The sequence below is a fragment of the Pseudomonas brassicacearum genome (assembly GCF_000585995.1).
GTDB classification, from domain to species: domain Bacteria; phylum Pseudomonadota; class Gammaproteobacteria; order Pseudomonadales; family Pseudomonadaceae; genus Aquipseudomonas; species Aquipseudomonas brassicacearum_A.
The window spans coordinates 1,558,021-1,584,228 of sequence record NZ_CP007410.1 but is presented as its reverse complement, the minus strand read 5'-3'; the positions used below and the strand labels follow the sequence as shown (position 1 = coordinate 1,584,228).

Here is a 26,208-nt window from a genome sequence, read left to right as displayed (position 1 = left end):
ATGTCGAAATTTTTTATCGACCGTCCGATTTTCGCCTGGGTGATCGCCCTGGTGATCATGTTGGTCGGGGCTCTATCGATCCTCAAATTGCCGATCAACCAGTACCCGAGCATCGCACCACCGGCCATTGCCATCCAAGTGACCTACCCGGGTGCGTCCGCGCAAACCGTGCAGGACACTGTGGTGCAGGTCATCGAGCAGCAGCTCAACGGTATCGACAACCTGCGTTATGTGTCCTCGGAAAGTAACTCCGACGGCAGCATGACCATCACCGCGACCTTCGAGCAGGGCACCAGCTCTGATACCGCGCAGGTCCAGGTCCAGAACAAGCTGAACCTGGCTACCCCGCTGCTGCCGCAAGAAGTGCAGCAACAGGGCATCCGCGTGACCAAGTCAGTGAAGAACTTCCTGATGGTGATCGGCGTGGTGTCGCGCGACGGCAGCATGACCAAGGACGACCTGTCCAACTACATCGTGTCCAACATGCAGGACCCCATATCGCGCACCGCCGGTGTCGGTGACTTCCAGGTTTTCGGTGCCCAGTACGCGATGCGGATCTGGCTCGACCCGGCCAAGTTGAACAACTTCAACCTGACCCCGGTGGACGTGAAAAACGCCATCGCCGCGCAGAACGTCCAGGTCTCGTCCGGCCAGCTCGGCGGCCTGCCTGCCCTGCCCGGCCAGCAACTGAACGCCACCATCATCGGCAAGACCCGTTTACAGACCGCAGAGCAGTTCAAGGCGATTTTGCTCAAGGTCAATCCGGACGGCTCACAAGTGCGCGTCGGCGATGTCGCCGATGTCGGCCTGGGCGGTGAGAACTACAGCGTCAGTGCCCAGTTCAACGGCGCCCCGGCTTCGGGCCTGGCGGTAAAACTGGCCAACGGCGCCAACGCCCTCGACACGGCCAAGGCCCTGCGCAAGACCATCGACGACCTCAAGCCGTTCTTTCCGCAAGGCATGGAAGTGGTGTTTCCGTACGACACGACGCCAGTGGTGAGTGAATCGATCAAGGGGGTGGTTGAAACCCTGGTCGAAGCAGTCGTACTGGTGTTCTTGGTGATGTTCCTGTTCCTGCAGAACTTCCGCGCCACCATCATCACCACGATGACCGTGCCGGTGGTACTGCTGGGTACCTTCGGGATCCTTGCCGCGTTCGGTTTCAGCATCAACACCCTGACCATGTTCGGCATGGTGCTGGCCATCGGCTTGCTGGTGGACGACGCCATCGTCGTGGTGGAAAACGTCGAACGGGTGATGAGCGAAGAAGGCCTGTCGCCCAAGGAAGCCACCAAGAAATCCATGGGCCAGATCCAAGGTGCCCTGGTGGGTATCGCCCTGGTGCTTTCGGCGGTGCTGCTGCCGATGGCGTTCTTCGGCGGTTCCACCGGTGTGATCTACAAGCAGTTCTCCATCACCATCGTCTCGGCCATGGCCCTGTCGGTCATGGTGGCGCTGATCTTCACCCCGGCACTGTGCGCCACCATGCTCAAGCCGATTCCGAAAGGTGAGCATGGCACGCCGAAACGCGGCTTCTTCGGCTGGTTCAACCGCACCTTCGACCGTGGCGTCAGGAGCTACGAGCGCGGCGTGGGCAACATGCTCAAGCACAAGGCCCCGTACCTGCTGGCCTACATCATCATCGTGGTCGGCATGGTCTGGCTGTTCACCCGGATTCCAACGGCGTTCCTGCCGGAAGAAGACCAGGGCGTGTTGTTTGCCCAGGTGCAGACACCGGCCGGTTCCAGTGCCGAACGCACCCAGGCGGTGGTGGACAAGATGCGTGAGTTCCTGCTGCGTCCGAGCAAGGACGGCGGTGAAGGCGATGCCGTGGCCTCGGTATTCACCGTGACCGGCTTCAACTTCGCCGGTCGCGGCCAAAGCTCCGGCATGGCGTTCATCATGCTCAGGCCGTGGGACGAACGTAACGCCGACAACAGCGTGTTCAAGCTCGCGGCTCGCGCCCAGCAGCACTTCTTCACCTTCCGTGACGCGATGGTGTTCGCCTTCGCTCCGCCAGCGGTGCTGGAACTGGGTAACGCCACCGGTTTCGATGTGTTCCTGCAGGACCGCGCCGGCATTGGCCACGAGAAGTTGATGGAGGCACGTAACCAGTTCCTGGGCATGGCTTCCCAGAGCAAGATCCTGTCCCAGGTGCGTCCGAACGGTCTTAACGATGAGCCGCAATACCAATTGGAAATCGATGACGAGAAAGCCAGCGCACTGGGCATTACCCTCTCGGACATCAACAACACCTTGTCGATTGCCTTGGGCAGTAGCTATGTGAACGACTTCATCGACCGTGGTCGGGTGAAGAAGGTGTACGTGCAAGGTCAGCCAGGTGCTCGCATGAGCCCCGAAGACCTGAAGAAGTGGTACGTGCGCAATAGCGCCGGGACGATGGTGCCGTTCACCGCATTCGCCAAGGGCGACTGGGTCTACGGCTCACCGAAGCTGGCTCGATACAACGGTGTGGAAGCCATGGAAGTCCTCGGTACTCCGGCTCCGGGTTATTCCACCGGTGAGGCCATGGCCGAAGTCGAAGCCATTGCCAAGAAGCTGCCGGCCGGTGTGGGTATTTCCTGGACAGGGTTGTCCTATGAGGAACGTCTGTCGGGCTCCCAGGCACCCGCGTTGTACGCCTTGTCGCTGCTGATGGTATTCCTGTGCCTGGCGGCGCTGTATGAAAGCTGGTCGATCCCGATCGCGGTCATGCTCGTGGTGCCGCTGGGGATCATCGGTGCCTTGATGGCCACCAGCCTGCGTGGTCTGTCCAACGACGTGTACTTCCAGGTGGGGCTGTTGACGACCATCGGCCTGGCGGCGAAAAACGCCATTCTGATCGTGGAATTCGCCAAGGAACTCCACGAACAGGGCCGAACGCTGGTGGAAGCTGCCATCGAAGCCTGTAGGATGCGTCTGCGGCCGATTATCATGACGTCCCTGGCGTTCGTGCTCGGCGTGGTCCCGCTGGCGATCTCCACCGGCGCCGGCTCGGGTAGCCAGCACGCCATCGGTACCGGTGTGATCGGCGGTATGTTGACCGCTACGATTCTGGCAATCTTCTGGGTTCCCCTGTTCTTTGTGACTGTGTCGTCGATAGGTCGCCGCAAGAATGCCGACCAGGACGATACTCCTGAAACTTCTAAAGAGGCTGGCCAATGAGCAAGTCGCTCCTCTCCCTGACCATCGCCGCCGTCGTGCTCAGCGGTTGCTCGCTGATCCCCGACTATCAGCGGCCCGACGCACCGGTCGCGGCGCAATACCCGCAAGGCCCGGCCTACGAGTCGGCCAACGCGCCTGGCCAGGCCGCCGCCGAGCAGGGCTGGAAACAGTTTTTCCATGACCCGGCGCTGCAACAGTTGATCCAGGTGGCCCTGGAAAACAACCGCGACCTGCGCGTCGCGGCGCTGAACATCGACGCCTACGCCGCGCAGTACCGCATTCAGCGGGCAGACCTGTTCCCGGCGGTCTCGGCTACCGGTTCCGGCAGTCGCCAGCGCGTGCCGGCCCGGGCTTCGCAAACCGGTGAAGCGGCCATCAGCAGTTCCTACTCGGCCACCCTGGGCATCAGCGCCTATGAGCTGGACTTGTTCGGTCGGGTTCGCAGCCTGAGCGAGCAAGCGCTGCAAAGCTACTTCGCCACCGAAGAAGCCCGCCGCAGCACCCAGATCAGCCTGGTGGCCAGCGTCGCCAACGCCTACCTGACCTGGCAGGCCGACAAGGAACTGCTCAAGCTGACCCAGGAAACCCTGGGGGCGTACGATCAAAGCCTCAAGCTGACCTCGCGCAGCGCCGAAGTCGGCGTGGCCTCGGCCCTGGACCTGAGCCAGGCGCGCACGGCGGTGGAAAACGCCCGTGTGCAACTGGCCCGCTACACCCGCCAAGTGGCCCAGGATGAGAACAGCCTGACCCTGCTGCTGGGCACCGGCCTGCCGGCGAACCTGAACTCGCAACCGCTCAGCGATGACTTGCTGAGCGAAATGCCAGCCGGGCTGCCGTCGGACCTGCTGCAACGCCGTCCAGACATCCTCCAGGCCGAACGCAACCTGCTGGCCGCCAACGCCAACATAGGCGCCGCACGGGCCGCGTTCTTCCCGAGCATCAGCCTCACGGCCAATGCCGGCACCTTGAGCCCGGACCTGTCCGGCCTGTTCAAGGGCGGTTCGGGCACCTGGACCTTCGCCCCGCAAATCAACCTGCCGATCTTCAACGCCGGCAGCCTGCGGGCGAGCCTGGATTACGCCAAGATCCAGAAAGACATCAACGTCGCCAATTACGAGAAGTCGATTCAGACCGCGTTCCAGGAAGTTTCCGACGGCCTGGCCGCACGCCGGACCTACAATGAACAGTTGCAGGCCCAGACCGCTTTCGTCGCCGCCAACCAGGACTACTACCGCCTGGCCGAGCGTCGCTACCGCATCGGCGTCGACAGCAACCTGACCTTCCTCGACGCCCAACGCCAGCTGTTCAGCGCCCAACAATCGCTGATCACCGACCGCCTCTCGCAGCTGACCAGCGAGGTCAACCTGTACAAGGCACTGGGTGGTGGCTGGAATGCCGATACCGGCAAGAACGAACCGGTAAAAGAACAAGCGCCAGAGACGAAACTGTTCTGATCGACGCTTGAACGCTAAACACGAAGCCCACCGAAAGGTGGGCTTTTTTGTTTTCAACCGCGTCCGAGCTCAACACACAAACCTGTGGCGAGGGAGCTTGCTCCCGCTGGGCCGCGAAGCGGCCCCAAAACCTGCCAAATGGGAGCATCAGTCACTCCGCACCTGCCGGTTTACGACTGCTTCGCAGCCGAGCGGGAGCAAGCTCCCTCGCCACAGGTCCATCTTTTTTCTTGAATGAACCGCATTGCACCGAAAGGTGGGCTTTTTGTTTGTGTCTGCTTCAACTCCGACTTGGCTAACGCGGGTCGACGATATCCAGCGCTCGGTTTGCCAACAGCTCACTCAGCTCGATCATCTGCGCCACGCCAAGTGCGACATGCCGTCGCGAGCCCTCCAACTCGAACGCCAGGTCACTGACCATAGCATTGGCCGAGGCCAGGGTTTCGCTGAGATTGGCCAGTAGGCATTCGGTGTCGATGGTATCGATGACGGTGAAAACTTGTGTTGAGGTTTTAGGTTTGGGATCAGGGTGGGTGCCCAGATGGTAATCGAGTGCCCGGTCTGCGGCCTCTTGGAGCTTTTCTGGATCGGGGTCGTTGTAGGGGAAAGTGCTCTCTGATGGCGAAGAAGGATGATGTTTTTTCATAACGGCGCTCCTGCATCAATGGAGCCCGAGACGTGGGCCCGGGCGCTGGCGCCTAACAAATTCGGCGGGCTTGCAGTCCCGATCGCTGGATTGGCAGCGACCCAAACAAGCTAGAGATTCCGCTTCCGAGCAGCAACCTTAAAACCTCGTCGGAAAATTCGCCGCGTCTGTCAGACCGGCCACAAATCTTGTGGGAGCGAGCTTGCTCGCGATGGCGGCCTTACGGCCAGAAAATTGTTGATCGAGTACATATCCATTCCTGCGGTAACGGCCACTTAGGGTTCCGCCCTGACGGCGGCTCACTTTCGAAAAGCGCGAAAGTAAGCAAAGCGCTTCTGCCCCACCACTCGGCACCTCGCCTAGGCTCGGCATGCCCGCACTCCGGCATTGCTCCGTGGGCCCGCCGCGAAGGGCCATCCATGGCCCAGCGCGGCTATCCCGGCATCCATGCCGGGATGCCCACTCCACAATGCCTACGTTCGGCCATCGTGGTTAACGGGGCGCCGAGATCAACATCCACCGCGAGGCGGCCTAGTAGCCGACCTGGTTCTTGGTGGGACCGCGTTTTCCCTGTGGGAGCGGGCTTGCTCGCGAAGAGGCCGGAGCATTCAACATCTCCAACGACTGCGCCATCGTCTTCGCGAGCAAGCTCGCTCCCACATTGGCTCAGTGACGACCTATGGATTTGCGGGCACCGCAAATTCCTGTGGGAGCGAGCTTGCTCGCGATGGAGGTGGATCAGCCTGCATCAGCGTTGGATGTGCCGCCGTCTTCACGAGCAAGCTCGCTCCCACATTGGATCGGAGTCCAGATGCCAGAATCAGGTCGGCTGTAAGGCCGCCTTCGCGAGCAAGCTTTTGCTCCCACAGGTCTGATGGGTGTACGACCGGAAGAGTCAGGCCGGCTCTAAGGCCGCCTCGCGGTGGACGTTGATCTCGGCGCCCCGTTAACCACGATGGCCGAGCCTAGGCGAGGCACCAAGTGGTGGGGCAAAAGCGCTTTGCTTACTTTCGCGCTTTTCGAAAGTGAGTCGCCGTAAGGGCGAAACCATAAGTGGCCGTTACCGCAGCAATGGATATTTACCCGGTCCATCCAACCATTGTTTTGCTGTTCGATAATCGCCCAAAACCCGCAAACGGCAATTGAACCGCTCCCGCCCCGCCCATCACCATCCCTCGCACAAAACCAATAACAACAGGTTCGACGCCATGCCCATACGCCCCGCCTCGCCCGGCTGATCCCCGATCGCCCTGACGCCCCTGGCTCCACCCTTAGCGCCTGCACTTTCAAAAAGTGCGGCAACGACCCGCTTCGTCCACAAAAAATAGAGACAACGCCCATGAAGCCCACACAGCATTTTTTCCCCAGCCTCATTGCCGTCGCCCTGACCAGTACCGCCCTGCCCGTCCTGGCCGCGGAATCAGGGTTTGTCGAAGACGCGAAAGCCACGCTGAACCTGCGTAACTTCTACTTCAATCGCAACTTCACCAACTCGAACAACGCCCAGGGCAAGGCCGAGGAATGGACCCAGAGTTTCATCCTCGACGCCAAGTCCGGTTTCACCCAGGGCACAGTCGGTTTCGGTGTGGACGTGCTGGGCATGTACTCGGTCAAGCTCGACGGTGGTCGTGGCACGGCGGGTACGCAGTTACTGCCGGTGCATGACGATGGCCGTCCGGCCGATGACTTCGGGCGCCTGGGCGTGGCCCTCAAGGGCAAGGTCTCGAAGACCGAATTGAAGGTCGGCGAGTGGATGCCGGTGCTGCCGATCCTGCGCTCCGACGATGGCCGTTCCCTGCCGCAAACCTTCCGTGGCGGCCAGGTGACTTCCACCGAAATCAGCGGCCTGACCCTGTACGGCGGCCAGTTCCGCGCCAACAGCCCGCGCAACGATGCGAGCATGGAAGACATGTCGATGAACGGCCGGGGCGCGTTCACCTCCGACCGCTTCAACTTCGGCGGCGGCGAATACGCTTTCAACGAAAAACGCACCCAGGTCGGCGTCTGGTACTCGGAACTGTCCGACATCTACCAGCAAAAGTATTTCAACCTGACCCACAGCCAACCCATCGGCGACTGGACCCTGGGCGCCAACCTCGGCTACTTCATCGGCAAGGAAGACGGCAACGCCTTGGCCGGCGACCTGGACAACAAAACCGCCTTCGCCATGCTCTCGGCCAAGTACGGCGGCAACACCTTCTACGTCGGCCTGCAAAAACTCAGCGGCGATGACGCCTGGATGCGCGTCAACGGCACCAGCGGCGGCACGCTGGCGAACGACAGCTACAACTCCAGCTACGACAACGCCCAGGAAAAATCCTGGCAAGTACGCCACGACTTCAACTTCGCCGCTGTCGGCGTGCCGGGCCTGACGTTGATGAACCGCTATATCAGCGGCGACAACGTGCACACCGCCACCGTCGACGATGGCAAGGAATGGGGTCGCGAAACCGAACTGGCCTACACCGTGCAGAGCGGCGCGCTGAAAAGCCTGAATGTGAAGTGGCGTAACTCGACGATGCGTCGGGACTACAGCACCAACGAGTTTGATGAGAATCGGTTGATCGTCAGCTATCCGATCAGTTTGTTGTAAAGCCTGGATGCGGTGAGCCTGCTGAGATGTTCGATGCTGTTCCACCGCTATCGCGAGCAAGCTCGCTCCCACAGGAGAATTGGCGGTGATCACATAATCTACGTTCGCCGCGGATCCAATGTGGGAGCGAGCTTGCTCGCGATGGCGGCGGCACTGTCAGCATCCTCGCCGACTGACCCACCGCTTTCGCGGGCAAGCCCGCTCCCACAGGGAATGAGATACGCCCTTAAGCCCGGGATTCGACGCCCAACTCATCCCAGACCGATTCGGCCAGGTGGAAGGTGGCGTTGGCTGCCGGAATGCCGCAGTAGATGGCGCTCTGCATGATCACTTCCTTGATCTCGCTGCGGCTCACTCCATTGTTGGCAGCGGCGCGCAGGTGCAGCTTGAGTTCTTCGTTGCGGTTCATGCCGATCAGCATGGCGAGGGTGATCAGGCTGCGGGTGTGGCGCGGCAGGCCCGGGCGGGTCCAGATGTCGCCCCAGGCGTGGCGGGTGATCATCTCCTGGAATTCGCTGTTGAACTCGGTCAGGGCATTGAGGCTGCGATCGACGTGGGCATCGCCCAGTACCGCGCGGCGCACTTGCATGCCTTCGTCGTAACGTTGTTTCTCGTCCACAAAAAACTCCTCAGGCGCGGCTGGAATCAAGCAGGAAATCCAGCACCCGCGCGCTGAACGCGGCGCCGGCCTGGACGTTGGACAGGTGCGCGGCATAGAACTCGGCGTACTCGGCCCCGCGGACCCGCTCCTGGATGAAGTGCCCACCTGACGGCGGTGTCACCGCATCTTCAGTGCCGGCCACCACCAGCAACGGCACGCGGATCGACGACAGTTGCTCACGAAAATCGGCATCACGCACGGCCGCACAGTTGGCTGCGTAGCCCTGGGGCGAAGTGGCGGCGAGCATGTCGGTGATCTTCTTCACCTTCGCAGGTTGGGCCTCGGCAAAATCCGCAGTAAACCAGCGGGCAATCGAAGCATCCCGCAGGGCCACCATGGCCGCCTTGCCATCGCGCAGCACGGTTTCAATGCGCGGGTTCCACACCGAAGGGTCGCCGATCTTCGCGGCGGTGTTGCACACCACCAGTTTGTGCAGGCGCTCGCCGGCGTTGATTCCCAGCCATTGGCCGATCAACCCGCCCATGGACAACCCACAGAAATGCACCTTGTCGATGTTCAACTGATCGAGCATCGCCAGCACATCGAGGCCCAATTGCTCGATGCTGTACGGTCCTTCAGTGACCAGTGACTGGCCATGGCCGCGCGTGTCGAAACGCAGCACGCGAAAGTGATCGCTGAACGCCGCGACCTGCTCATCCCACATGTGCAGGTTGGTGCCCAGGGAGTTGGAGAGCAGCAACACCGGGGCGTCTTGCGGCCCGTCGATACAATAATTCAGTTCGCCCTCGGCGAGTTTGACGAATCCCACAACAATCTCCTTTCAGGCATTGAAGGCCAGGTGTTCGGCCACCGCTCGCGCCACCCAGGTCTGGGCCTGGCCGAGGTAATGGGCGGGGTTGAGCAAATGATCGAGCTCGGCGGCGGACAACTGCGCGGTGACCTGGGGTTCGTCCCCCAGTACCTGCCGCAAATGGCGTTGTTCGGCCACGGCGCGTTTACAGCATTGCTCCAACAGATGGTGCGCGGTGTCGCGCCCCACACGTTGGGCCAGGACGATGCTCACCGCTTCGGCCAGCACCAGCCCTTGGGTCAGTTCCAGGTTGCGGGCCATGCGCGCCGCGTCGACTTCCAGCCCTTCGGCCAACAAGCGCGCCTGTTGCAGGGCACCGGACACCAGGCAGCAAATCTCCGGCAGGGTTTCCCATTCGGCGTGCCACAGGCCCAGGCTGCGCTCGTGCTCCTGGGGCATGGCGCTGAACAGCGTCGACAACAAACCAGGCACCCGCGTCGCCGCGCCGAGCAACACCGCCGCACCCACCGGGTTGCGCTTGTGGGGCATGGTGGACGAACCACCCTTGCCCGGCGCCGAAGGCTCGAACGCTTCGCCGGCCTCGGTCTGCATCAACAAGCTGATGTCGCGGCCCAGTTTGCCCAGGCTGCCGGCGATCAAGCCCAGCACCGAACCAAACTCCACCAGGCGATCTCGCTGGGTGTGCCACGGCTGTTCCGGCAGGTTCAGTTGCAGCTCGGCGGCCAGGGCTTCGGCGATGGGCAAGGCGTGTTCACCCAAGGCGGCGAGGGTTCCAGAAGCACCGCCAAATTGCAGCACCAGCAAGCGCGGCTTGAGTTCTTTCAAGCGCTGGCGACTACGGGTGATGGCGCCCAGCCAACCGGCGATCTTCATGCCCAGGGTCACCGGCGTGGCGTGCTGCAGCCAGGTGCGCCCGGCCAGCGGCGTGGCGGCGTAGTGTTCGGCTTGTCGGGTCAGGGTGGCGGCCAACTGCGCCAGCTCGCCTTCGATCAGCGCCAATGCCTGGCGCAGTTGCAGCACCAACCCGCTGTCCATCACGTCCTGGCTGGTCGCGCCCAGGTGCACGTAGCGCTCGGCTTCGGCGTCCTCGGCGGCGATGCGCTTGCCCAACGCCTTGACCAACGGGATCGCCGAATTGCCGGCGCTGGCGATCGCTTCGCTCAACACCGAAAAATCATAAAGCTCGGCGCGACAGGCCTTTTCGATCGACGCCACGGCACTTTGCGGAATCAACCCCACCCGCGCCTCAGCCCGGGCCAATGCCGCCTCGACGTCCAGCATGGCCTGGACCCGGCCCGCATCGCAGAACACCTCGCGCATGTCGCGGGCGGTGAAGTAGGCATCGAACAGCTGATTGCCCGGTCGTTCGCTCATAAACAGTCCTTGGGAAGGTGGATGTCCTGTGGCGAGGGAGCTTGCTCCCGCTTGAGTGCGAAGCGCTCACAAGAGAGGACTGCTACGCAGCCCAGCGGGAGCAAGCTCCCTCGCCACAATGACTCAAACAAGCCTCAAATGATCAGGTGGATTCAAAGGTCGTGGTGCAAATACGCCGGCTGCTTGGGCAGGCGCAGGCTGAACAGGAACGCCACCACCATCATGACCGTGACATACCAATAAAAGGCGTTTTCCATGCCCTGGGCTTTCAGGCTCAAGGCGACGTATTCGGCCGAACCGCCAAAAATTGCATTCGCCACCGCGTACGCCAACCCTACCCCCAGCGCCCGGACTTCGGGTGGAAACATTTCCGCTTTCACCAGGCCGCTGATAGAGGTGTAGAAACTGACGATTGCCAGCGCCAGCGTAATCAGGACGAACGCCAGGAACGGACTGCTGATGCTTTTCAGGGTCAGCAAAATCGGCACGGTGCACAACGCGCCCAAGGCACCGAACCAGAGCATGGAGTTGCGTCGGCCGATCTTGTCCGCCAGCATGCCGAACAACGGTTGCATGCACATGTACAGGAACAGCGCGCCGGTCATGATGTAGCTGGCGGTCTTGGCGTGCAGGCCGGCGGTGTTCACCAGGTATTTCTGCATGTACGTGGTGAAGGTATAGAAAATCAACGAACCGCCGGCGGTGTAGCCCAGCACGGTGATGAACGCCGCCTTGTGGTCGCGAAACAGCGCCGCGATGCTGCCGGCGTCTTTGTTCTCGCGCATTTCCTTGCTGCTGGTTTCCTTCAGGGAACGCCGCAGCAACAGGGAAATCAATGCCGCCGCCGCGCCCACCACGAACGGGATCCGCCAGCCGTAGGCACGCAGTTCGTCTTCGTTGAGAAACTGTTGCAGGACCACCACCAGCGACACCGCCAGCAGTTGCCCGCCGATCAGCGTCACGTACTGGAACGAGGCAAAAAAACCGCGCTGGCCCTTGAGGGCGACTTCACTCATGTAGGTGGCAGTCGTGCCGTATTCGCCGCCCACCGACAGGCCTTGCAGCAAGCGGGCAAGCAACAGCAGCACCGGCGCCCAGACACCGATGTCCTTGTAAGTGGGCAGGCAGGCGATGAGCAACGAGCCGAAGCACATCATCAGCACCGAAATCATCATCGAATTCTTGCGCCCGTGACGGTCCGCCACCCGGCCGAAAATCCAACCGCCGATGGGCCGCATCAGGAACCCGGCGGCGAATACACCGGCCGTGTTGACCAGTTGCACCGTGGGGTTGTCGGACGGAAAGAACGCCGGCGCGAAATAGATCGCGCAGAACGCATAGACGTAGAAGTCGAACCATTCGACCAGGTTGCCGGATGAGGCGCCGACGATGGCGAAGATGCGCTTGCTGCGCTCTTCACCGGTGTAGTGGCTGATGATTGGGGTGGCCATGGATTATTCACTCGTTGGGGAATGGACAAAGTCTAGACACACTTCGTAACAGACCCGTTCCACAAACAGACGTTGAAGCGATAGCGCCTGTGTTGACGCCATCGCGAGCAAGCCCGCTCCCGCGGGGACTCATACATTCTTGGGCCCTGTGGCCCATACACTTCTGGGCTGGATTCATATCCCGCTGTGGCGAGGGAGCTTGCTCCCGCTCGGCTGCGAAGCAGTCGCAAACCGGCTACGAGGTCATCCTGATACACCCGGTCGCCGGCTTTGGGCTTGCTGCGCAAGCCAGCGGGAGCAAGCTCCCTCGCCACGGGGCAATCATGACTCAGTAATCGAAGAACACCGTCTCGGCATCCGTCCCCTGCAGGACCACGTTCCACTGGTACACACCCGAAGCATCGGGCTTGCTCACCAGGGTGGCGCGTCGCTCCTCGGGCACGCAGGCCAGCAGCGGATCGGCTTCATTGGCCTGTTCGCCATCGAAGTAGATCCGCGTCAACAAATGCTTGACCAGCCCACGAGCAAACACCAGTACCACCAGGTGCGGCGCCTGGGTCGTGCCGCTCAGCCCTGGCACGCTGCCGGGCTTGATGGTGGTGAAGCGGAAGCGCCCTTCGGCGTCCACCGGTACCCGGCCGAAACCTTCGAAGTGCGGGTCCAGGGGTTTGTCCTGGTCGTCTTCAGGATGGGCATATTTACCGGCGGCGTTGGCCTGCCAGACTTCCAGCATCGCGTCGTTGACGAACTGGCCGTTGCCATCGATCACCTGCCCAGTGATCGCCACGCGCTGGCCAAGGGTTTGGGCGACGGTCAGGTCTTCGCGGTTCAGCCAGGTCAGGCCGATGTGGTAGTACGGGCCAACGGTGTGGGACGTGGTGGCGGTGAGCGTCATCTTATTTCTCCATCGGCGTGGCATCGCGGCCGCGCAATACGATGTCCCAGCGATAACCGAGGGCGTAGTTAGGGAGGGTTTTTTCCAGGTCGAAACTGGCAATCAGGCGTTCCTTGGCACTTGTATCCGGTACGCAGTTGTAGATCGGATCGTAGGCCAGCAGCGGGTCGCCAGGGAAATACATCTGCGTCACCAGGCGCGTCAGAATGCTCGGCCCGAACAGTGAGAAATGGATATGCGCCGGGCGCCAGGCATTGGGATGGTTGCCCCAAGGGTAGGCGCCGGGCTTGATGGTCTGGAACTGATACCAGCCGTCAGCGTCGGTGACGGTGCGACCGGTGCCCGTGAAGTTCGGGTCCAGCGGCGCGTCATGGTTATCGCGATCATGGTTGTAGCGACCGGCGGAGTTGGCCTGCCAGATCTCCACCAGGATGCCCGGCACAGGTTGGCCGTGCTCATCCAGTACGCGCCCGTGAATGATGATCCGCTCCCCCAGCGGCTCGCCGGCATGCTGGGCGGTCAAGTCGTTGTCCTTCTCCTTCAGGCGATCAGCGCCTACGGTCGGACCAGTAATTTCCGACAGCGAGTGCGGCAGATACACCAACGGCTTGGACGGCGAGCGCAGGTTGGTGGACTGATACGGTGGGTGCAAATACTCCGGCTGGGTGCCCGCTTGGGGACGACGATAACCAGGCTTGTCAGTCATGAAGCATTCCTCGGTTTCTTATTAGTAGAACGACGCGTCAGACGCGTTCGATTGCCAATGCCAGACCCTGGCCGACGCCTACACACATGGTCGCCAGGCCTTTCTTGCCGCCGGTCTTTTCCAAATGATGCAGCGCCGTCAGCACCAACCGCGCCCCGCTCATGCCCAGGGGATGGCCGAGGGCGATGGCGCCACCGTTTGGGTTGACCTGCGGCGCATCGTCCGCCAGCCCCAACTCGCGCAGCACCGCCAAGCCCTGGCTGGCAAAGGCTTCATTGAGTTCGATCACGTCGAAATCCGCGACCGCCAGGCCCAGCCGTTCAGTGAGCTTGCGCACCGCTGGCACCGGGCCGATGCCCATCACCCGTGGCGCCACGCCGGCACTGGCCATGCCAAGCACCTTGCCACGCGGCGTCAGGCCATGTTTCTTCACCGCTTCGGCCGAGGCCAGGATCAGCGCCGCCGCACCGTCATTGACACCTGAGGCGTTGCCGGCGGTGACGGTCTTGTCCGGGCCGTTGACCGGCTTGAGTTTGCCCAGGGTTTCCAAAGTGGTGTCGGCACGAGGATGCTCGTCCTGCTCGACCACGGTTTCACCTTTCTTGTGGGCAATGCGCACAGCAATGATTTCTTCGGCGAAAAAACCTGCCGCCTGGGCCGCCGCCGCACGCTGTTGGCTGCGCAAGGCAAAAGCATCCTGGTCGGCGCGGGAGACGGCGTAATCGTCGGCCACGTTGTCCGCTGTCTGCGGCATCGCATCCACACCGTACTGGGCTTTCATCAATGGGTTGATGAAGCGCCAGCCAATGGTGGTGTCTTCCAGTTTCATGTTGCGCGAGAACGCCGCGTCAGCCTTGCCCATCACAAACGGTGCACGGGACATCGACTCCACGCCGCCAGCGATGGCCAGTTCCATTTCGCCGCTGGCGATGGCGCGGAACGCCGTGCCGATGGCGTCCATGCCCGAGGCGCAGAGACGGTTGAGGGTCACGCCGGGAATGCTCTCCGGCAGGCCCGCCAACAACAGCGCCATGCGCGCCACGTTGCGGTTGTCTTCGCCGGCCTGGTTGGCGCAACCGAGGAACACCTCGTCCACTGCATTCCAGTCCACCGACGGGTTGCGCTCCATCAGCGCCTTGATCGGCACAGCCGCCAGGTCATCGGCGCGCACGGCGGACAAACCGCCGCCAAACCGGCCAATGGGGGTTCGAATCGCATCACAGATATACACGTCGCGCATCAGGCTTCTCCCGGTGCCTGGCCGTGGGCCGCCGCAGTGCGAGCTTCCAGATCACGCAGTGCGCTCAGCTCTACCTCGGTCGGTTCGGCGGTGGTCTGCACCTGATCGGCAAAACGAATCGCCCACCCGGTGGCAGCAATGACTTGCTCACGGGTCACACCGGGGTGCAACGCGGTGACCACGAATTCGTGGGTGTCGGCTTCCGGCTCCATGATGCACAGGTCAGTGATGATGCCCACGGGACCGGCGCCCGGCAGCCCCAGGCGCTTGCGCGAATCGCCACCCTCGCCGTGACCGACCGAGGTGATGAAGTCCAACTTGTCGACAAACGAACGCGCCGACTGCTTGAGAATGATCAGCACACTCTTGGCCGAGCCGGCGATTTCCGGTGCGCCACCGGCACCCGGCAGACGGACTTTCGGCTGATGGTAGTCGCCCACCACGGTGGTGTTGATGTTGCCAAAACGATCGACCTGGGCCGCGCCAAGGAAACCGACATCGATACGCCCGCCCTGCAGCCAGTAGCGAAAAATCTCACCGGTCGGCACGACGGTATCGGCGGTTTCCGCCAGCTCACCGTCGCCAATGGACAGCGGCAGTACGCTGGGCTTGGCACCGATCGGACCGGACTCATAGATCAACACGACATCCGGCGAAGACGTCAGCCGCGCCAGGTTGGCCGCTTTCGACGGCAGGCCGATGCCCACGAAGCACACGGCGTTGTTCTTCAACCGGCGGGCCGCGGCGATGGTCATCATTTCGTTGGTGGAGTACGTCATTATTTCGCCTCCGAAGCGGCTGCCAGTCGGGCCTGGAATTCACTGAAGTCCCGGGTGCCGTGGATGTATTCGTTGATCCAGGCGGTAAAGGTCTCACGGTCCCGGGCGATGGGGTCCCACGCCTGGTAGAAACGATTGTCACGCTCGGTGTAGCCGTGGGCGTAGGACGGATGGGCGCCGCCCGGTACGTGGCACACCGCACTCAGCGCCCAGGTCGGCAGGACGCAGGCGTTCATTGGCGCATTCAGGTCGTCGACGATTTCTTCCACGGTAACGATGCAGCGCTTGGCGGCCAGGGCGGCCTCTTTCTGCACACCGAGAATGCCCCACAGCAGCACGTTGCCCTTGCGGTCGGCTTTCTGGGCATGGATCACCGTGATGTCCGGGCGTACCGAAGGCACTGCGGCAAGGACTTCACCGGTGAAGGGACAGGTCACGCTTTTGATCAGCGGGTTGACCTTGGGCAGGTCGGAGCCGGCGTAGGCCCGTAGCACCGCGAACGGCAGGCCGGAGGCCCCGGCGACATAGGCGTTGGCCAGGTCGGCGTGGCTGTGTTCCTCGATCTCCAGCGGGTGTGGCCACTGCTTCTCTACCGCGTCACGCAGGCGGTGCAGCGAGCCCACACCCGGGTTACCGCCCCAGGAGAAAATCAATTTGCGAGCACAACCGGCACCGATCAACTGGTCATAGATCAGGTCAGGCGTCATTCGCACCAGCGTCAGATCTTTCTTGCCCTGGCGAATGATTTCATGACCCGCCGCCGTCGGAATCAGGTGAGTGAAGCCTTCGAGCGCGACGGTATCGCCGTCGTTGACGAACTGCTTCACCGCGTCGTGCAGCGAAAGGATTTCAGCCATGGGGCAGGCTCCCGTTTTCCAGTAGACCGACATGAAGAAAAAGGCGCGAGGTTAAGCGCCGGAGTGACTGAAGATTAAGCTGAGAAAAAACGCCAAACAATCCGATAATCGACTGAGTGTTCGTTTATCGAACAGATTGTTGTTTAGCTATCGATTAATCCAAATACACAGAGATCCCACCCTGTGGGAGCGAGCTTGCTCGCGATGGCGGCGGATCAGATAGGCACCAGTCGCTGACACATCGCCATCGCGAGCAAGCTCGCTCCCACAGGTTGCTTACAGGCTTAAGCTCACTGGCTCAGGTCGCATCCGCATGGCTGACCATGCCCTTGATCACCACCGCCGTGGTCGCCAGGGCAGCCGGAATGACCAGGGCGGTCAGGACCTGTTCGAAGTTCCAGCCCAGGCCCAACAGGGTCGCGCCCATCCAGGCACCGAGGATCGCGCCGAAACGACCGATGCCCAGCATCCAGGACACGCCCGTGGCCCGGCCTTGGGTGGGATAGAAACGCGCCGCCAGGGAAGGCATCGCCGATTGCGCACCGTTGACGCACATACCGGCCACCAGCACCAGCGTGGCGAGCAAGGTGATGTTGCCCAGGCTCTGCCCTACCGCGTAGGCAAATATCCCGGCCATCAGATAGAAAAGGCCGATGACCTTGTGCGGATTGAAGCGGTCCATCGCCCACCCCACCCCGACCGCACTCAATACGCCACCGAATTGAAACAACGCGCCGATAAACGCCGCCTGCTCCATGCTCGCGCCGCTGTCGCGCATCAGCGTCGGCAGCCAACTGGTCAGCAGGTAGACGATCACCAGGCCCATGAAATAAGTCAGCCACAGCAGCAGCGTGCCGGCACTGTAGGTGCCAGAGAAAATCACCGCCAATACGTTTCGAGCCTTCACGGTTTTCTGTTCCGGCACGCTGAAGCTCGCAGCCTGGGCAATCGTATTGGGTTCGATCGGCGCCAGGGCCTTGCGCACTTTGTCGGTGCCTCGATTGCGCACCAGCAGGTAACGCGCCGACTCCGGCAACCAGAACAGCAGCACCACCGCCAGGATCAGCGGCAGGATCCCGCCGATCAGCAACAGGCTGTGCCAACCGTACGCGGGTATCAGCTTGGCGGAGATGAACCCACCACCGGCCATGCCCAGGTTGAAACCGCAGAACATGCTGGTCACCAGCAGGGATTTCTTGCGTTCCGGGGTGTATTCCGACAGCAGCGTGGTGGCGTTTGGCATCCCGGCGCCCAACCCCAGGCCCGTCAGGAAACGCAGCACCAGCAATTGATCGACGTTGGTGCTGTAGGCCGACGCCAGGCTGAACGCGCCGAACAACAGGACCGCGCCCACCAGTACGATTTTTCGCCCGAAGCGGTCAGCCAATGGGCCGGAACCCAGTGCGCCGAACACCATGCCGATCAACGCGGCACTCATCACCGGGCCGAGGCTGGCGCGATCGATCCCCCAGTCCTGGGACAGGGCCGGGGCAATGAAGCCCATGGCCGCTGTATCGAGGCCGTCGAGGAAGACAATCAGGAAGCAGAGAATCACCACCCGCCATTGATAGCGTGAGATGGGTTGAGCGTTGATGAAGGACTGCACATCGAGGCAATTGCCTACGGAGGTCTGGGGCTGGTTCATTTTATTTTTATTCCACGCAAGAAACGCAGGCGAACAGAGAGCGCCTTCCAGCGGTCGAGCCTGGCTCGACCACGCCGGATGACGCTGCCGCGACATTAATGAGGCGCGGCAAACACCGTCAATTCGCCAGAGGCGACTCTGTGCGTTTATCGAACAGCTTAAGTGAACAGTTGCGCACTCAGGTCGCGACTGGCCCCCAGCAAGCCCGGCAGGAACCGCTGCTCCAGCTCATTGCGGCTGACTCGCCCGGCGTGGGTGCTGACATTCAGCGCCGCCACCACTTGACCGGAGGCGTCGTACACCGGCACGGCAATCGAACGCAGGCCCTGCTCCAATTCCTGGTCGACGATGCACCAGCCCTGCTGCCGCACTTGTTGCAGGCACTCAAGCAACGCCTCGGGCGTGTGCAGGGTGCGGCTGGTCTTGGCCTGCAGGTCGGCGTGGTCAAGGTAGTCACGCAGCGAAGCATCATCCAGGGCGGCCAGGAGAATCCTGCCCATCGAGGTGCAATAGGCCGGCAGACGCCCGCCAACGGACAGGTCCACGGAAATCAGCCGCTGAGTGGTGGCCGACCGGGCGATGTAGAGAATGTCGTCGCCTTCGAGCGTCGCCATGTTGCAGGCTTCGTGCAACTGTTCGCTCATGCGGTCCAGGTACGGCTGGGCGGAAACTGCCAGGGGCGTCGATGACAGATAGGCGTGGCCGAGGGTCAACACTTTGGGTAACAGTGAATAGGTGCGTCCGTCAGTGGTGGCGTAGCCGAGCTTGATCAAGGTATGCAGGCAACGTCTGACAGCGGCGCGGGGGATTTCCGTGCGGTGGCTGATCTGGGCGATCGTCAGGTGCCGTTTGCGCTCCTGGAAAGCCTGGACCACGGCCAGTCCCCGGGCCAGGGACGTCATGAAGTCCGGGTCGCCAGTCAGCGCCTGGATCCGCTTGGCCGGCGAGGCGACGATCGGAGGCGCTACTGAAGTGAAGGCGTTGCGCAGTTGGTCGTTCATGTCTGGTCCTTCCCGGCGAATGACGGCTATTACAAGCGGCTGCCCGACCGACAGACAAGGGCTGGACCGCCAAGACCGTTCGATTATCGAACCAGCGACCGATAATCGCAATCAGCTTGCCCAGCAACAGAAATCCGCTTCGCCTGCAGAGCGGACTATAAGTTCGACGATCCCAGGGGAATGGACTTGAACACCATGCCTGGGATATTGAACTTGTCACCTTCAATGGCGTCAGTCTTCCGGCACTTGTCGGGCATGTCCTGAAACCTAATTGCCACAAGTTGCGCAATACAAACATGGATTCACACAACAACGGATACTTTTAATTTTTCCCGATAGTGTTCTTCGAGTGGGCCGCTATAATGCACTTCAGTGACGAAGCGGCCAATCGACCGTTCCCGTCCGCAGGCACTGCAGATTATTGCGTGGTGCCCGCAACAGGTGCCCGAAGCACCTTAATGGCCGCTTCCCCTGTATTGGCAACAACACGAAGCCCTGATGCTACGTCAGCTGTCAGCTCTGGTGCCGTGGCCGTCTGCATGTTTACATGCAGTGCGTATCACCAGATTCAATTTCATTTTATTAGGTAAAACTGTGACGAAAGACGAACTGCGCGCGGAACTTGAGCGCCAGGAACAACGTTACAAGGAAGTTTACGGCGGGGAAGTCACCACCTACGCCGCGCAGCCTGAACCGGAACGCAAACCCTGGCGTAAGCGTGCCACCGTTCAGGACCAGGCCTTCACCCAGGAACTGCAAAAAATGGAAAAAGAACTCAAGGCCGAAGAGCAGTGACGCTCAAGACTTGATGTTCTTGTGAAGCGGTATCCGGCCGACACCCAGGCCGGACGCCGATGCTGGACGCCCGCCATGAGCGGGCCGCCCTCTCCTTCCGCCTACGGTCGAGGTGTATTCGTGCTCGATCTTTTTCAGATATTTCATACAACCACCTGAAGCACCTTCTGCGCCGAGACGGTCCTTGCATTTCGTGCTTTCCAGCTCGAAATCAATGGCTTGCGTACCCTGTCGAAATCCCCGGCCCAGGGCGTTTCCTACAAATTATTTCGTTGAAGAATGTTACCGATGAGCAGCCGATGCATCGATTGCCGAGGTTTTCTGGCATAATCGCGCCCCCTTACGACCGGGTCAGAAAACCTTCATGATCGATTTATTCAGCGGACTGGATGCTTGGGTGCTTGTGAGCCTCTTGCTCGCCCTGGCTTTTGTCCTCGCCTTCGAGTTCATCAACGGCTTTCATGACACCGCTAACGCGGTTGCCACTGTTATCTACACCAAAGCCATGCCGCCTCATCTGGCGGTGTTCTTTTCCGGTGTGTTCAATTTCCTCGGCGTGCTGCTGGGCGGCGTGGGGGTGGCGTATGCCATCGTCCACCTGTTGCCCGTGGAGCTGCTGATCAATGTGAACACCGGACACGGACTGGCCATGGTGTTTTCGCTGCTCGCAGCGGCCATCACCTGGAACCTGGGCACCTGGTACTTCGGTATCCCGGCCTCCAGTTCGCACACGCTGATCGGCTCGATCCTCGGCGTCGGCCTGGCCAACGCCCTGATCAACGATATTCCGTTGGCCGACGGGGTGAACTGGCAGAAGGCGATCGATATCGGCGCCTCCCTGGTGTTCTCGCCCATGGCCGGTTTCCTGATCGCCGCCCTGGTGTTGATTGGCCTGAAATGGTGGCGTCCACTGTCGAAGATGCACAAGACACCGGAACAGCGCCGCAAGATCGACGATAAAAAGCACCCGCCGTTCTGGAATCGCCTGGTGCTGGTAATCTCGGCCATGGCTGTCAGCTTTGTCCACGGCTCCAACGATGGCCAGAAAGGTATCGGCCTGATCATGCTGGTGCTGATCGGTATCGTGCCCGCGCAGTTCGTACTTGACCTGGGCAGCACCACCTACCAGATCGAGCGGACCCGTGACGCGACCCTGCACCTGAGCCAGTTCTACCAGCGCAACAACGAATCCCTGGGTGAGTACCTGGCGCTGGGCAAAAGCGTGAAAGGCGACCTGCCGGAGAAATTCCGCTGCAACCCGCAGCAGACCGAACCGACCATTGCTGCACTGCTCGACACCCTCAAAGGCGTGGCGGACTACCATTCGCTGCCGTCGGAGAGCCGCATCGAGGTGCGCCGCTACCTGCTCTGCCTGGATGACACGGCGAAGAAGGTTGGCAAGTTGCCAAGCCTGGCGGCCCGCGAGAAAGACGACCTGAACAAGCTGCGCAAGGACCTGACCGCCACCACCGAATACGCCCCGTTCTGGGTGATCCTCGCAGTCGCCCTGGCCCTCGGCCTGGGCACCATGGTCGGCTGGAAGCGCGTGGTGCTGACCATCGGCGAGAAGATCGGCAAGCAAGGCATGACCTATGCCCAGGGCATGTCGGCCCAGATCACCACGGCGTGCATGATCGGTGCGGCGAACATCTTCAGCCTGCCGGTTTCCACCACCCACGTGCTGTCCTCGGGTGTGGCCGGCACCATGGTCGCCAACAAAAGCGGCCTGCAAGGTGGCACCGTGCGCAACATCCTGCTGGCCTGGGTGTTGACCCTGCCGGCGACGGTGGCGCTGTCGGCCGGGTTGTTCTGGCTCGCATCGAAGGCCCTGGGTAGCTGATTCCAGCGGCCCACAAAAAAGGTGCGACCCTGGCGGGTCGCACCTTTTTTTATGCCAAAACCACTGTGGGAGCGGGCTTGCTCGCGAAAGCGTCGTGTCAGTTACTCATAAATCGGCTGACACACCGCCTTCGCGAGCAAGCCCGCTCCCACATTTTGATTTGTGTATACCGGAAAATTGCCCAAAAAAAAGGGCGACCGAAGTCGCCCAAAATGCCTTGCGTGCTCGTTGTAACCAGAAAGACCTACGGCTTTTTGCGCTTATGTGCGTCTTTCCAGATGAATAATCCAAAGCCTGCGAAAAACACGAACATGAGGCCGACCGTCAACACCCCGGCAAACACCACATTATCGAAAAACATGACTGGCCTCCTGGTCTTGCCCCTGTTGCGATGGGTTCAAGTTAACCAATCAGGCCTGGATGAAAATTGACCGGGGTCAATAACGCCCGCAACGGGGCGCAAAGGTGGGGAAATAACTGATCTACATCAATGGATCGAGGGGGTTTTCAACGCTTTTTCGGTTTGTTCTTCGACTTTTTCTTGGGTTTACCCAAAGGCATGGCTTGTTCAAAAGCCTGGCGGACTTCATTGAGGCGTTTTTCGTTGAGGTCGTGAACGCGCTTGGCGCGCTCAGCGCTGAGGTCGATCAGTTTGTCGTCTTGGCTCATGGCGTGTCGGCATCGTGCAGTGAATTGCGGATGCGCCCATGATGCGGGCTGTTGGCGGCGTTGACCAGCCTGCGTACGTCGGCAAAGCCTGAATCAGATCTGGATATCGACCCACAGGCCCTGGCGCGACTCTTCTTCCATCAGCGGCACTACCGGCACAGTGTTATCGGCATTGAGTTCGGTACCCGGTACCGCCAGGTGTTCCTCGGGGTCTTCGTCGGCTTCGTGGCGGCGCTTGTCGCGTTCCTGCTGGCGACGCTGTTCCTCGCGCAGCAACAACGCGGCCTCTTCCGGATCACGCTTTTGCAGGTCGATGGTGCTTTCGTTCGAGCTTTGCTGCACCGGGACCACGGGCGGTATGTCCGGTCGCTGGCGGACCGGGTCCGTTTGAGCGTTGATCGGTACGACGCTCAAGGGAAGTATGGGTGGCAACATAAAGGTCTCCTGTCTTCAGGTTGTCGGCTGAGGGGATGGCAGCTTGAACCGCCGGTCAGAAACTTGTGACCCAGTTGGCATTGCAGCAACACTCGGGGCCGAGCTTGTTTGATCGCCGAACACGCTTAAGTTCCGTACCGCCGAGTGATGAATCAACCCCCATGGCAGCGTAGTGCGTACGTAATTCCTTTGGTCTGAGGGATCATTCCGTTAAGATAACCGGCTTTTTCAAGGCGGGAGTCAGGCAGCATGGCGCAGCAGTATCAACCGGGGCAACGCTGGATCAGTGACAGCGAAGCCGAGCTGGGTTTAGGCACCGTTCTGGCACAGGACGGCCGCTTGTTGACCGTGCTCTATCCGGCCACTGGCGACACCCGCCAGTACGCGCTACGGAATGCGCCCCTCACCCGTGTACGGTTTTCGCCGGGCGATGTGATCACTCACTTCGAAGGCTGGAAAATGACCGTGCGCGAAGTCGATGATGTCGACGGGCTGCTGGTCTACCACGGCCTCAACGGGCAGAACGAAGTCGTCACCCTGCCGGAAACCCAGCTGTCGAACTTTATCCAGTTCCGCCTGGCCAGCGACCGTCTGTTCGCCGGCCAGATCGACCCGCTGGCCTGGTTTTCCCTGCGCTATCACACCCTGGAACACACCAGCCGCCAGTTGCAGTCTTCGCTGTGGGGCCTGGGCGGCGTACGTGCCCAGCCGATCGCCCACCAGCTGCATATCGCCCGCGAAGTGGCCGACCGCATTGCACCGCGGGTGTTGCTGGCGGACGAAGTCGGCCTGGGCAAGACCATCGAAGCCGGCCTGGTGATCCATCGCCAACTGCTTTCCGGCCGCGCCAACCGCGTACTGATCCTGGTGCCGGAAAACCTTCAGCACCAGTGGCTGGTGGAAATGCGTCGGCGTTTCAACCTGCAGGTCGCACTGTTCGATGAAGAACGCTTCATCGAAAGCGATGCCAGCAACCCGTTCGAAGACACCCAACTGGCCCTGGTGGCGCTGGAGTGGCTGGTAGACGACGAGAAGGCCCAGGATGCGCTGTTCGCCGCCGGCTGGGACTTGATGGTGGTCGATGAAGCCCACCACCTGGTATGGCACGAGGATCAGGTCAGCCCGCAATACGCCTTGGTCGAACAGCTTGCCGAGACAATCCCGGGCGTACTGCTGTTGACCGCGACCCCGGAACAACTGGGCCAGGACAGCCACTTCGCTCGTCTGCGCCTGCTGGACCCGAACCGCTTCCATGACCTCAAGGCCTTCCGCGCCGAGAGCGAGAATTATCGCCCGGTGGCCGAGGCCGTGCAGGAGCTGCTGGACAAGGGCCGTCTCTCGCCCGAAGCCCACAAGACCATCCACGGCTTTTTGGGGAACGAAGGCGAAGCCTTGCTGACCGCCGTCAATGATGGCGATATCGAAGCCAGCGCCCGCTTGGTCCGCGAACTGCTGGACCGCCATGGCACCGGCCGCGTGCTGTTTCGCAATACCCGCGCCGCCGTGCAGGGTTTCCCGGAGCGCAAGCTGCACGCCTACCCGCTGCCATGCCCGGACGAATACCTCGAACTGCCGTTGGGCGATCACGCCGAGCTCTACCCGGAAGTCAGCTTCCAGGCCCAGCCGGACGCCAGCGAAGAAGAACGCTGGTGGCGTTTCGACCCACGGGTCGAGTGGCTGATCGACACCCTGAAGATGCTCAAGCGCACCAAAGTGCTGGTGATCTGCGCCCACGCCGAAACCGCCATGGACCTGGAAGACGCCCTGCGCGTGCGCTCCGGCATCCCGGCCACGGTGTTCCACGAGGGCATGAACATCCTGGAGCGTGACCGCGCGGCGGCCTATTTCGCCGACGAAGAGTTCGGCGCCCAAGTGCTGATTTGCTCGGAAATCGGCAGTGAGGGTCGCAACTTCCAGTTCGCCCATCACTTGGTGCTGTTCGACCTGCCGGCGCACCCGGACCTGCTGGAGCAACGCATCGGTCGTCTGGACCGGATCGGTCAGAAGCACATCATCGAGCTGCATGTGCCTTACCTGGAAACCAGTCCGCAAGCGCGGCTGTTCCAGTGGTATCACGAAGCCCTGAATGCCTTCCTCAACACGTGCCCGACCGGCAACGCCTTGCAGCATCAGTTCGGCCCGCGCCTGCTGCCGTTGCTGGAAGAAGCCGATGACGGCCAGTGGCAAGCATTGATCGACGAAGCCCGGGCCGAACGCGAACGCCTGGAGGCCGAGCTGCACACCGGTCGCGACCGTCTGCTGGAACTCAATTCCGGCGGTGCGGGTGAAGGTGATGCGCTGGTGGAGGCCATTCTCGAGCAAGACGACCAGTTCGCCCTGCCGATCTACATGGAAACCCTGTTCGACGCCTTCGGCATCGACAGCGAGGACCATTCGGAAAACGCGCTGATCCTCAAGCCGAGCGAAAAAATGCTCGACGCCAGCTTCCCGCTGGGCGACGACGAAGGCGTGACCATCACCTACGACCGCAACCAGGCGCTGTCTCGCGAAGACATGCAGTTCATCACCTGGGAGCACCCGATGGTGCAGGGTGGCATGGACCTGGTGCTGTCCGGCTCCATGGGTAACACCGCGGTGGCGTTGATCAAGAACAAGGCCCTCAAGCCCGGCACCGTGTTGCTGGAGCTGCTCTACGTCAGTGAAGTGGTTGCCCCGCGCTCGTTGCAGCTGGGTCGTTACCTGCCGCCAGCCGCCCTGCGCTGCCTGCTGGACGCCAACGGCAACGACCTGGCCGCCCGGGTCGCGTTCGAAACCCTGAACGACCAGCTCGAAAGCGTGCCCCGTGCCAGCGCCAACAAGTTCATCCAGGCCCAGCGTGACCAACTGACGCCACGGATCAATGCCGGCGAAGAGAAGATCGCCCCGCGCCACGCCGAACGCGTGGCCGAGGCCCAGCGGCGCCTGGCCGCCGATACCGACGAAGAACTGGCACGCCTGACTGCCCTGCAAGCCGTCAACCCGACGGTGCGCGACAGTGAACTGGTAGCCCTGCGCCAACAGCGCGAGCAAGGCCTGGCGATGCTTGAGAAGGCGGCGTTGCGCCTGGAGGCGATTCGGGTGTTGGTGGCGGGCTGACAAACCCGAACATCAACCCGATTCATTGTGCCGGAGAGCTTTTGTGGCGAGGGAGCTTGCTCCCGCTGGAGTGCGCAGCGCTCCCCAAAAAAGGGGCCGCTTCGCAGCCCAGCGGGAGCAAGCTCCCTCGCCAC

21 protein-coding genes are annotated in these 26,208 nt (G+C 61.5%); 6 read left to right on the top strand and 15 right to left on the bottom strand.

Annotated elements, in window-relative coordinates:
• Both emhB and adeC read left to right on the top strand, forming a co-directional pair.
• On the top strand, positions 1–3,165 hold the full coding sequence (emhB, locus tag CD58_RS06875; protein WP_025212304.1) for an efflux RND transporter permease subunit EmhB: 3,165 nt from the start codon (positions 1–3) through the stop codon (positions 3,163–3,165).
• Positions 3,162–4,619 (top strand): AdeC/AdeK/OprM family multidrug efflux complex outer membrane factor, encoded by a 1,458-nt coding sequence (adeC, locus tag CD58_RS06870; RefSeq protein ID WP_025212303.1) that lies wholly within the window; start codon positions 3,162–3,164, stop codon positions 4,617–4,619. The genes emhB and adeC overlap by 4 nt, the downstream gene beginning before the upstream one ends.
• 295 nt (positions 4,620–4,914) lie before the next feature.
• On the opposite strand, the gene CD58_RS06865 is transcribed toward adeC, so the two are convergent.
• Positions 4,915–5,265, bottom strand: a complete 351-nt coding sequence (locus CD58_RS06865) for a DUF6124 family protein (RefSeq protein ID WP_025212302.1) — start codon at positions 5,263–5,265, stop codon at positions 4,915–4,917.
• A gap of 1,339 nt (positions 5,266–6,604) precedes the next feature.
• On the opposite strand from CD58_RS06865, the gene CD58_RS06855 reads away from it, so the two are divergent.
• The gene (locus tag CD58_RS06855) at positions 6,605–7,858 is read left to right on the top strand and encodes an OprD family porin (RefSeq protein ID WP_025212300.1); all 1,254 of its coding nucleotides are present in this window, start codon (positions 6,605–6,607) and stop codon (positions 7,856–7,858) included.
• 226 nt (positions 7,859–8,084) lie between these two features.
• Here the strand turns inward: CD58_RS06855 and pcaC are convergent, their stop codons facing one another.
• The 11 genes from pcaC to pcaR all read right to left on the bottom strand — a co-directional run bounded on the left by pcaC (position 8,085) and on the right by pcaR (position 19,239).
• Positions 8,085–8,477 carry a 4-carboxymuconolactone decarboxylase gene (gene pcaC / locus CD58_RS06850; RefSeq protein ID WP_025212299.1) on the bottom strand — a complete coding sequence of 131 codons (393 nt, stop codon included), beginning with the start codon at positions 8,475–8,477 and terminating at the stop codon, positions 8,085–8,087.
• A 10-nt stretch (positions 8,478–8,487) separates the two neighbouring features.
• Complete coding sequence (gene pcaD / locus CD58_RS06845) at positions 8,488–9,288, bottom strand: 3-oxoadipate enol-lactonase (RefSeq protein WP_025212298.1); 801 nt, start codon at positions 9,286–9,288, stop codon at positions 8,488–8,490.
• Positions 9,289–9,300: 12 nt separating this feature from the next.
• The gene (locus CD58_RS06840) at positions 9,301–10,665 is read right to left on the bottom strand and encodes a 3-carboxy-cis,cis-muconate cycloisomerase (RefSeq protein ID WP_025212297.1); all 1,365 of its coding nucleotides are present in this window, start codon (positions 10,663–10,665) and stop codon (positions 9,301–9,303) included.
• A 152-nt stretch (positions 10,666–10,817) separates the two neighbouring features.
• Positions 10,818–12,116 (bottom strand): MFS family transporter, encoded by a 1,299-nt coding sequence (locus CD58_RS06835; protein ID WP_025212296.1) that lies wholly within the window; start codon positions 12,114–12,116, stop codon positions 10,818–10,820.
• A 328-nt stretch (positions 12,117–12,444) separates the two neighbouring features.
• A complete protein-coding gene (gene pcaG, locus CD58_RS06830; RefSeq protein WP_025212295.1) occupies positions 12,445–13,011 on the bottom strand; it encodes a protocatechuate 3,4-dioxygenase subunit alpha in 567 nt (188 codons plus the stop codon).
• A 1-nt stretch (position 13,012) separates the two neighbouring features.
• A complete protein-coding gene (gene pcaH / locus CD58_RS06825; RefSeq protein WP_025212294.1) occupies positions 13,013–13,717 on the bottom strand; it encodes a protocatechuate 3,4-dioxygenase subunit beta in 705 nt (234 codons plus the stop codon).
• A gap of 37 nt (positions 13,718–13,754) precedes the next feature.
• Positions 13,755–14,960 carry a 3-oxoadipyl-CoA thiolase gene (gene pcaF / locus CD58_RS06820; RefSeq protein WP_200868920.1) on the bottom strand — a complete coding sequence of 402 codons (1,206 nt, stop codon included), beginning with the start codon at positions 14,958–14,960 and terminating at the stop codon, positions 13,755–13,757.
• Positions 14,957–15,739: a CoA-transferase subunit beta gene (locus CD58_RS06815; RefSeq protein ID WP_200868919.1), complete on the bottom strand. Its 783-nt coding sequence runs from the start codon at positions 15,737–15,739 to the stop codon at positions 14,957–14,959. The genes pcaF and CD58_RS06815 overlap by 4 nt, the downstream gene beginning before the upstream one ends.
• On the bottom strand, positions 15,736–16,593 hold the full coding sequence (locus CD58_RS06810; protein WP_025212291.1) for a CoA transferase subunit A: 858 nt from the start codon (positions 16,591–16,593) through the stop codon (positions 15,736–15,738). Before CD58_RS06810 ends, CD58_RS06815 begins: the two co-directional genes overlap by 4 nt.
• A gap of 298 nt (positions 16,594–16,891) precedes the next feature.
• Complete coding sequence (locus CD58_RS06805; RefSeq protein ID WP_025212290.1) at positions 16,892–18,238, bottom strand: MFS transporter; 1,347 nt, start codon at positions 18,236–18,238, stop codon at positions 16,892–16,894.
• 158 nt (positions 18,239–18,396) lie between these two features.
• On the bottom strand, positions 18,397–19,239 hold the full coding sequence (gene pcaR / locus CD58_RS06800) for a pca regulon transcriptional regulator PcaR (protein ID WP_003184507.1): 843 nt from the start codon (positions 19,237–19,239) through the stop codon (positions 18,397–18,399).
• Positions 19,240–19,833: 594 nt separating this feature from the next.
• Between pcaR and CD58_RS06795 the strand changes: the two genes are divergently transcribed.
• Together CD58_RS06795 and CD58_RS06790 are read left to right on the top strand one after the other, a co-directional pair.
• Positions 19,834–20,034, top strand: a complete 201-nt coding sequence (locus CD58_RS06795; protein WP_003184509.1) for a hypothetical protein — start codon at positions 19,834–19,836, stop codon at positions 20,032–20,034.
• Positions 20,035–20,398: 364 nt separating this feature from the next.
• Positions 20,399–21,874 (top strand): inorganic phosphate transporter, encoded by a 1,476-nt coding sequence (locus CD58_RS06790; RefSeq protein WP_025212289.1) that lies wholly within the window; start codon positions 20,399–20,401, stop codon positions 21,872–21,874.
• Positions 21,875–22,118: 244 nt separating this feature from the next.
• Here CD58_RS06790 and ccoM read toward each other — a convergent pair whose 3' ends face one another.
• From ccoM to CD58_RS06780, 3 genes are all read right to left on the bottom strand, one after another.
• A complete protein-coding gene (gene ccoM / locus CD58_RS31650; protein WP_025212288.1) occupies positions 22,119–22,235 on the bottom strand; it encodes a cytochrome c oxidase subunit CcoM in 117 nt (38 codons plus the stop codon).
• Between the two features lie 146 nt (positions 22,236–22,381).
• Complete coding sequence (locus CD58_RS31195; RefSeq protein WP_003198631.1) at positions 22,382–22,543, bottom strand: hypothetical protein; 162 nt, start codon at positions 22,541–22,543, stop codon at positions 22,382–22,384.
• Positions 22,544–22,636: 93 nt separating this feature from the next.
• The gene (locus CD58_RS06780; protein ID WP_025212287.1) at positions 22,637–22,978 is read right to left on the bottom strand and encodes a hypothetical protein; all 342 of its coding nucleotides are present in this window, start codon (positions 22,976–22,978) and stop codon (positions 22,637–22,639) included.
• A 249-nt stretch (positions 22,979–23,227) separates the two neighbouring features.
• On the opposite strand from CD58_RS06780, the gene rapA reads away from it, so the two are divergent.
• The gene (gene rapA, locus CD58_RS06775) at positions 23,228–26,074 is read left to right on the top strand and encodes an RNA polymerase-associated protein RapA (protein ID WP_025212286.1); all 2,847 of its coding nucleotides are present in this window, start codon (positions 23,228–23,230) and stop codon (positions 26,072–26,074) included.
• Positions 26,075–26,208: the final 134 nt, after the last annotated feature.

Coding starts and splice junctions, on each gene's coding strand:
- emhB (WP_025212304.1), top strand. CDS start 1: ATGTCGAAATTTTTTATCGACCGTCCGATTTTCGCCTGGGTGATCGCC.
- adeC (WP_025212303.1), top strand. CDS start 3,162: ATGAGCAAGTCGCTCCTCTCCCTGACCATCGCCGCCGTCGTGCTCAGC.
- CD58_RS06865 (WP_025212302.1), bottom strand. CDS start 5,265: ATGAAAAAACATCATCCTTCTTCGCCATCAGAGAGCACTTTCCCCTAC.
- CD58_RS06855 (WP_025212300.1), top strand. CDS start 6,605: ATGAAGCCCACACAGCATTTTTTCCCCAGCCTCATTGCCGTCGCCCTG.
- CD58_RS06840 (WP_025212297.1), bottom strand. CDS start 10,665: ATGAGCGAACGACCGGGCAATCAGCTGTTCGATGCCTACTTCACCGCC.
- CD58_RS06835 (WP_025212296.1), bottom strand. CDS start 12,116: ATGGCCACCCCAATCATCAGCCACTACACCGGTGAAGAGCGCAGCAAG.
- pcaG (WP_025212295.1), bottom strand. CDS start 13,011: ATGACGCTCACCGCCACCACGTCCCACACCGTTGGCCCGTACTACCAC.
- pcaH (WP_025212294.1), bottom strand. CDS start 13,717: ATGACTGACAAGCCTGGTTATCGTCGTCCCCAAGCGGGCACCCAGCCG.
- CD58_RS06810 (WP_025212291.1), bottom strand. CDS start 16,593: ATGGCTGAAATCCTTTCGCTGCACGACGCGGTGAAGCAGTTCGTCAAC.
- CD58_RS06805 (WP_025212290.1), bottom strand. CDS start 18,238: ATGAACCAGCCCCAGACCTCCGTAGGCAATTGCCTCGATGTGCAGTCC.
- pcaR (WP_003184507.1), bottom strand. CDS start 19,239: ATGAACGACCAACTGCGCAACGCCTTCACTTCAGTAGCGCCTCCGATC.
- CD58_RS06790 (WP_025212289.1), top strand. CDS start 20,399: ATGATCGATTTATTCAGCGGACTGGATGCTTGGGTGCTTGTGAGCCTC.
- ccoM (WP_025212288.1), bottom strand. CDS start 22,235: ATGTTTTTCGATAATGTGGTGTTTGCCGGGGTGTTGACGGTCGGCCTC.
- CD58_RS31195 (WP_003198631.1), bottom strand. CDS start 22,543: ATGAGCCAAGACGACAAACTGATCGACCTCAGCGCTGAGCGCGCCAAG.
- CD58_RS06780 (WP_025212287.1), bottom strand. CDS start 22,978: ATGTTGCCACCCATACTTCCCTTGAGCGTCGTACCGATCAACGCTCAA.
- rapA (WP_025212286.1), top strand. CDS start 23,228: ATGGCGCAGCAGTATCAACCGGGGCAACGCTGGATCAGTGACAGCGAA.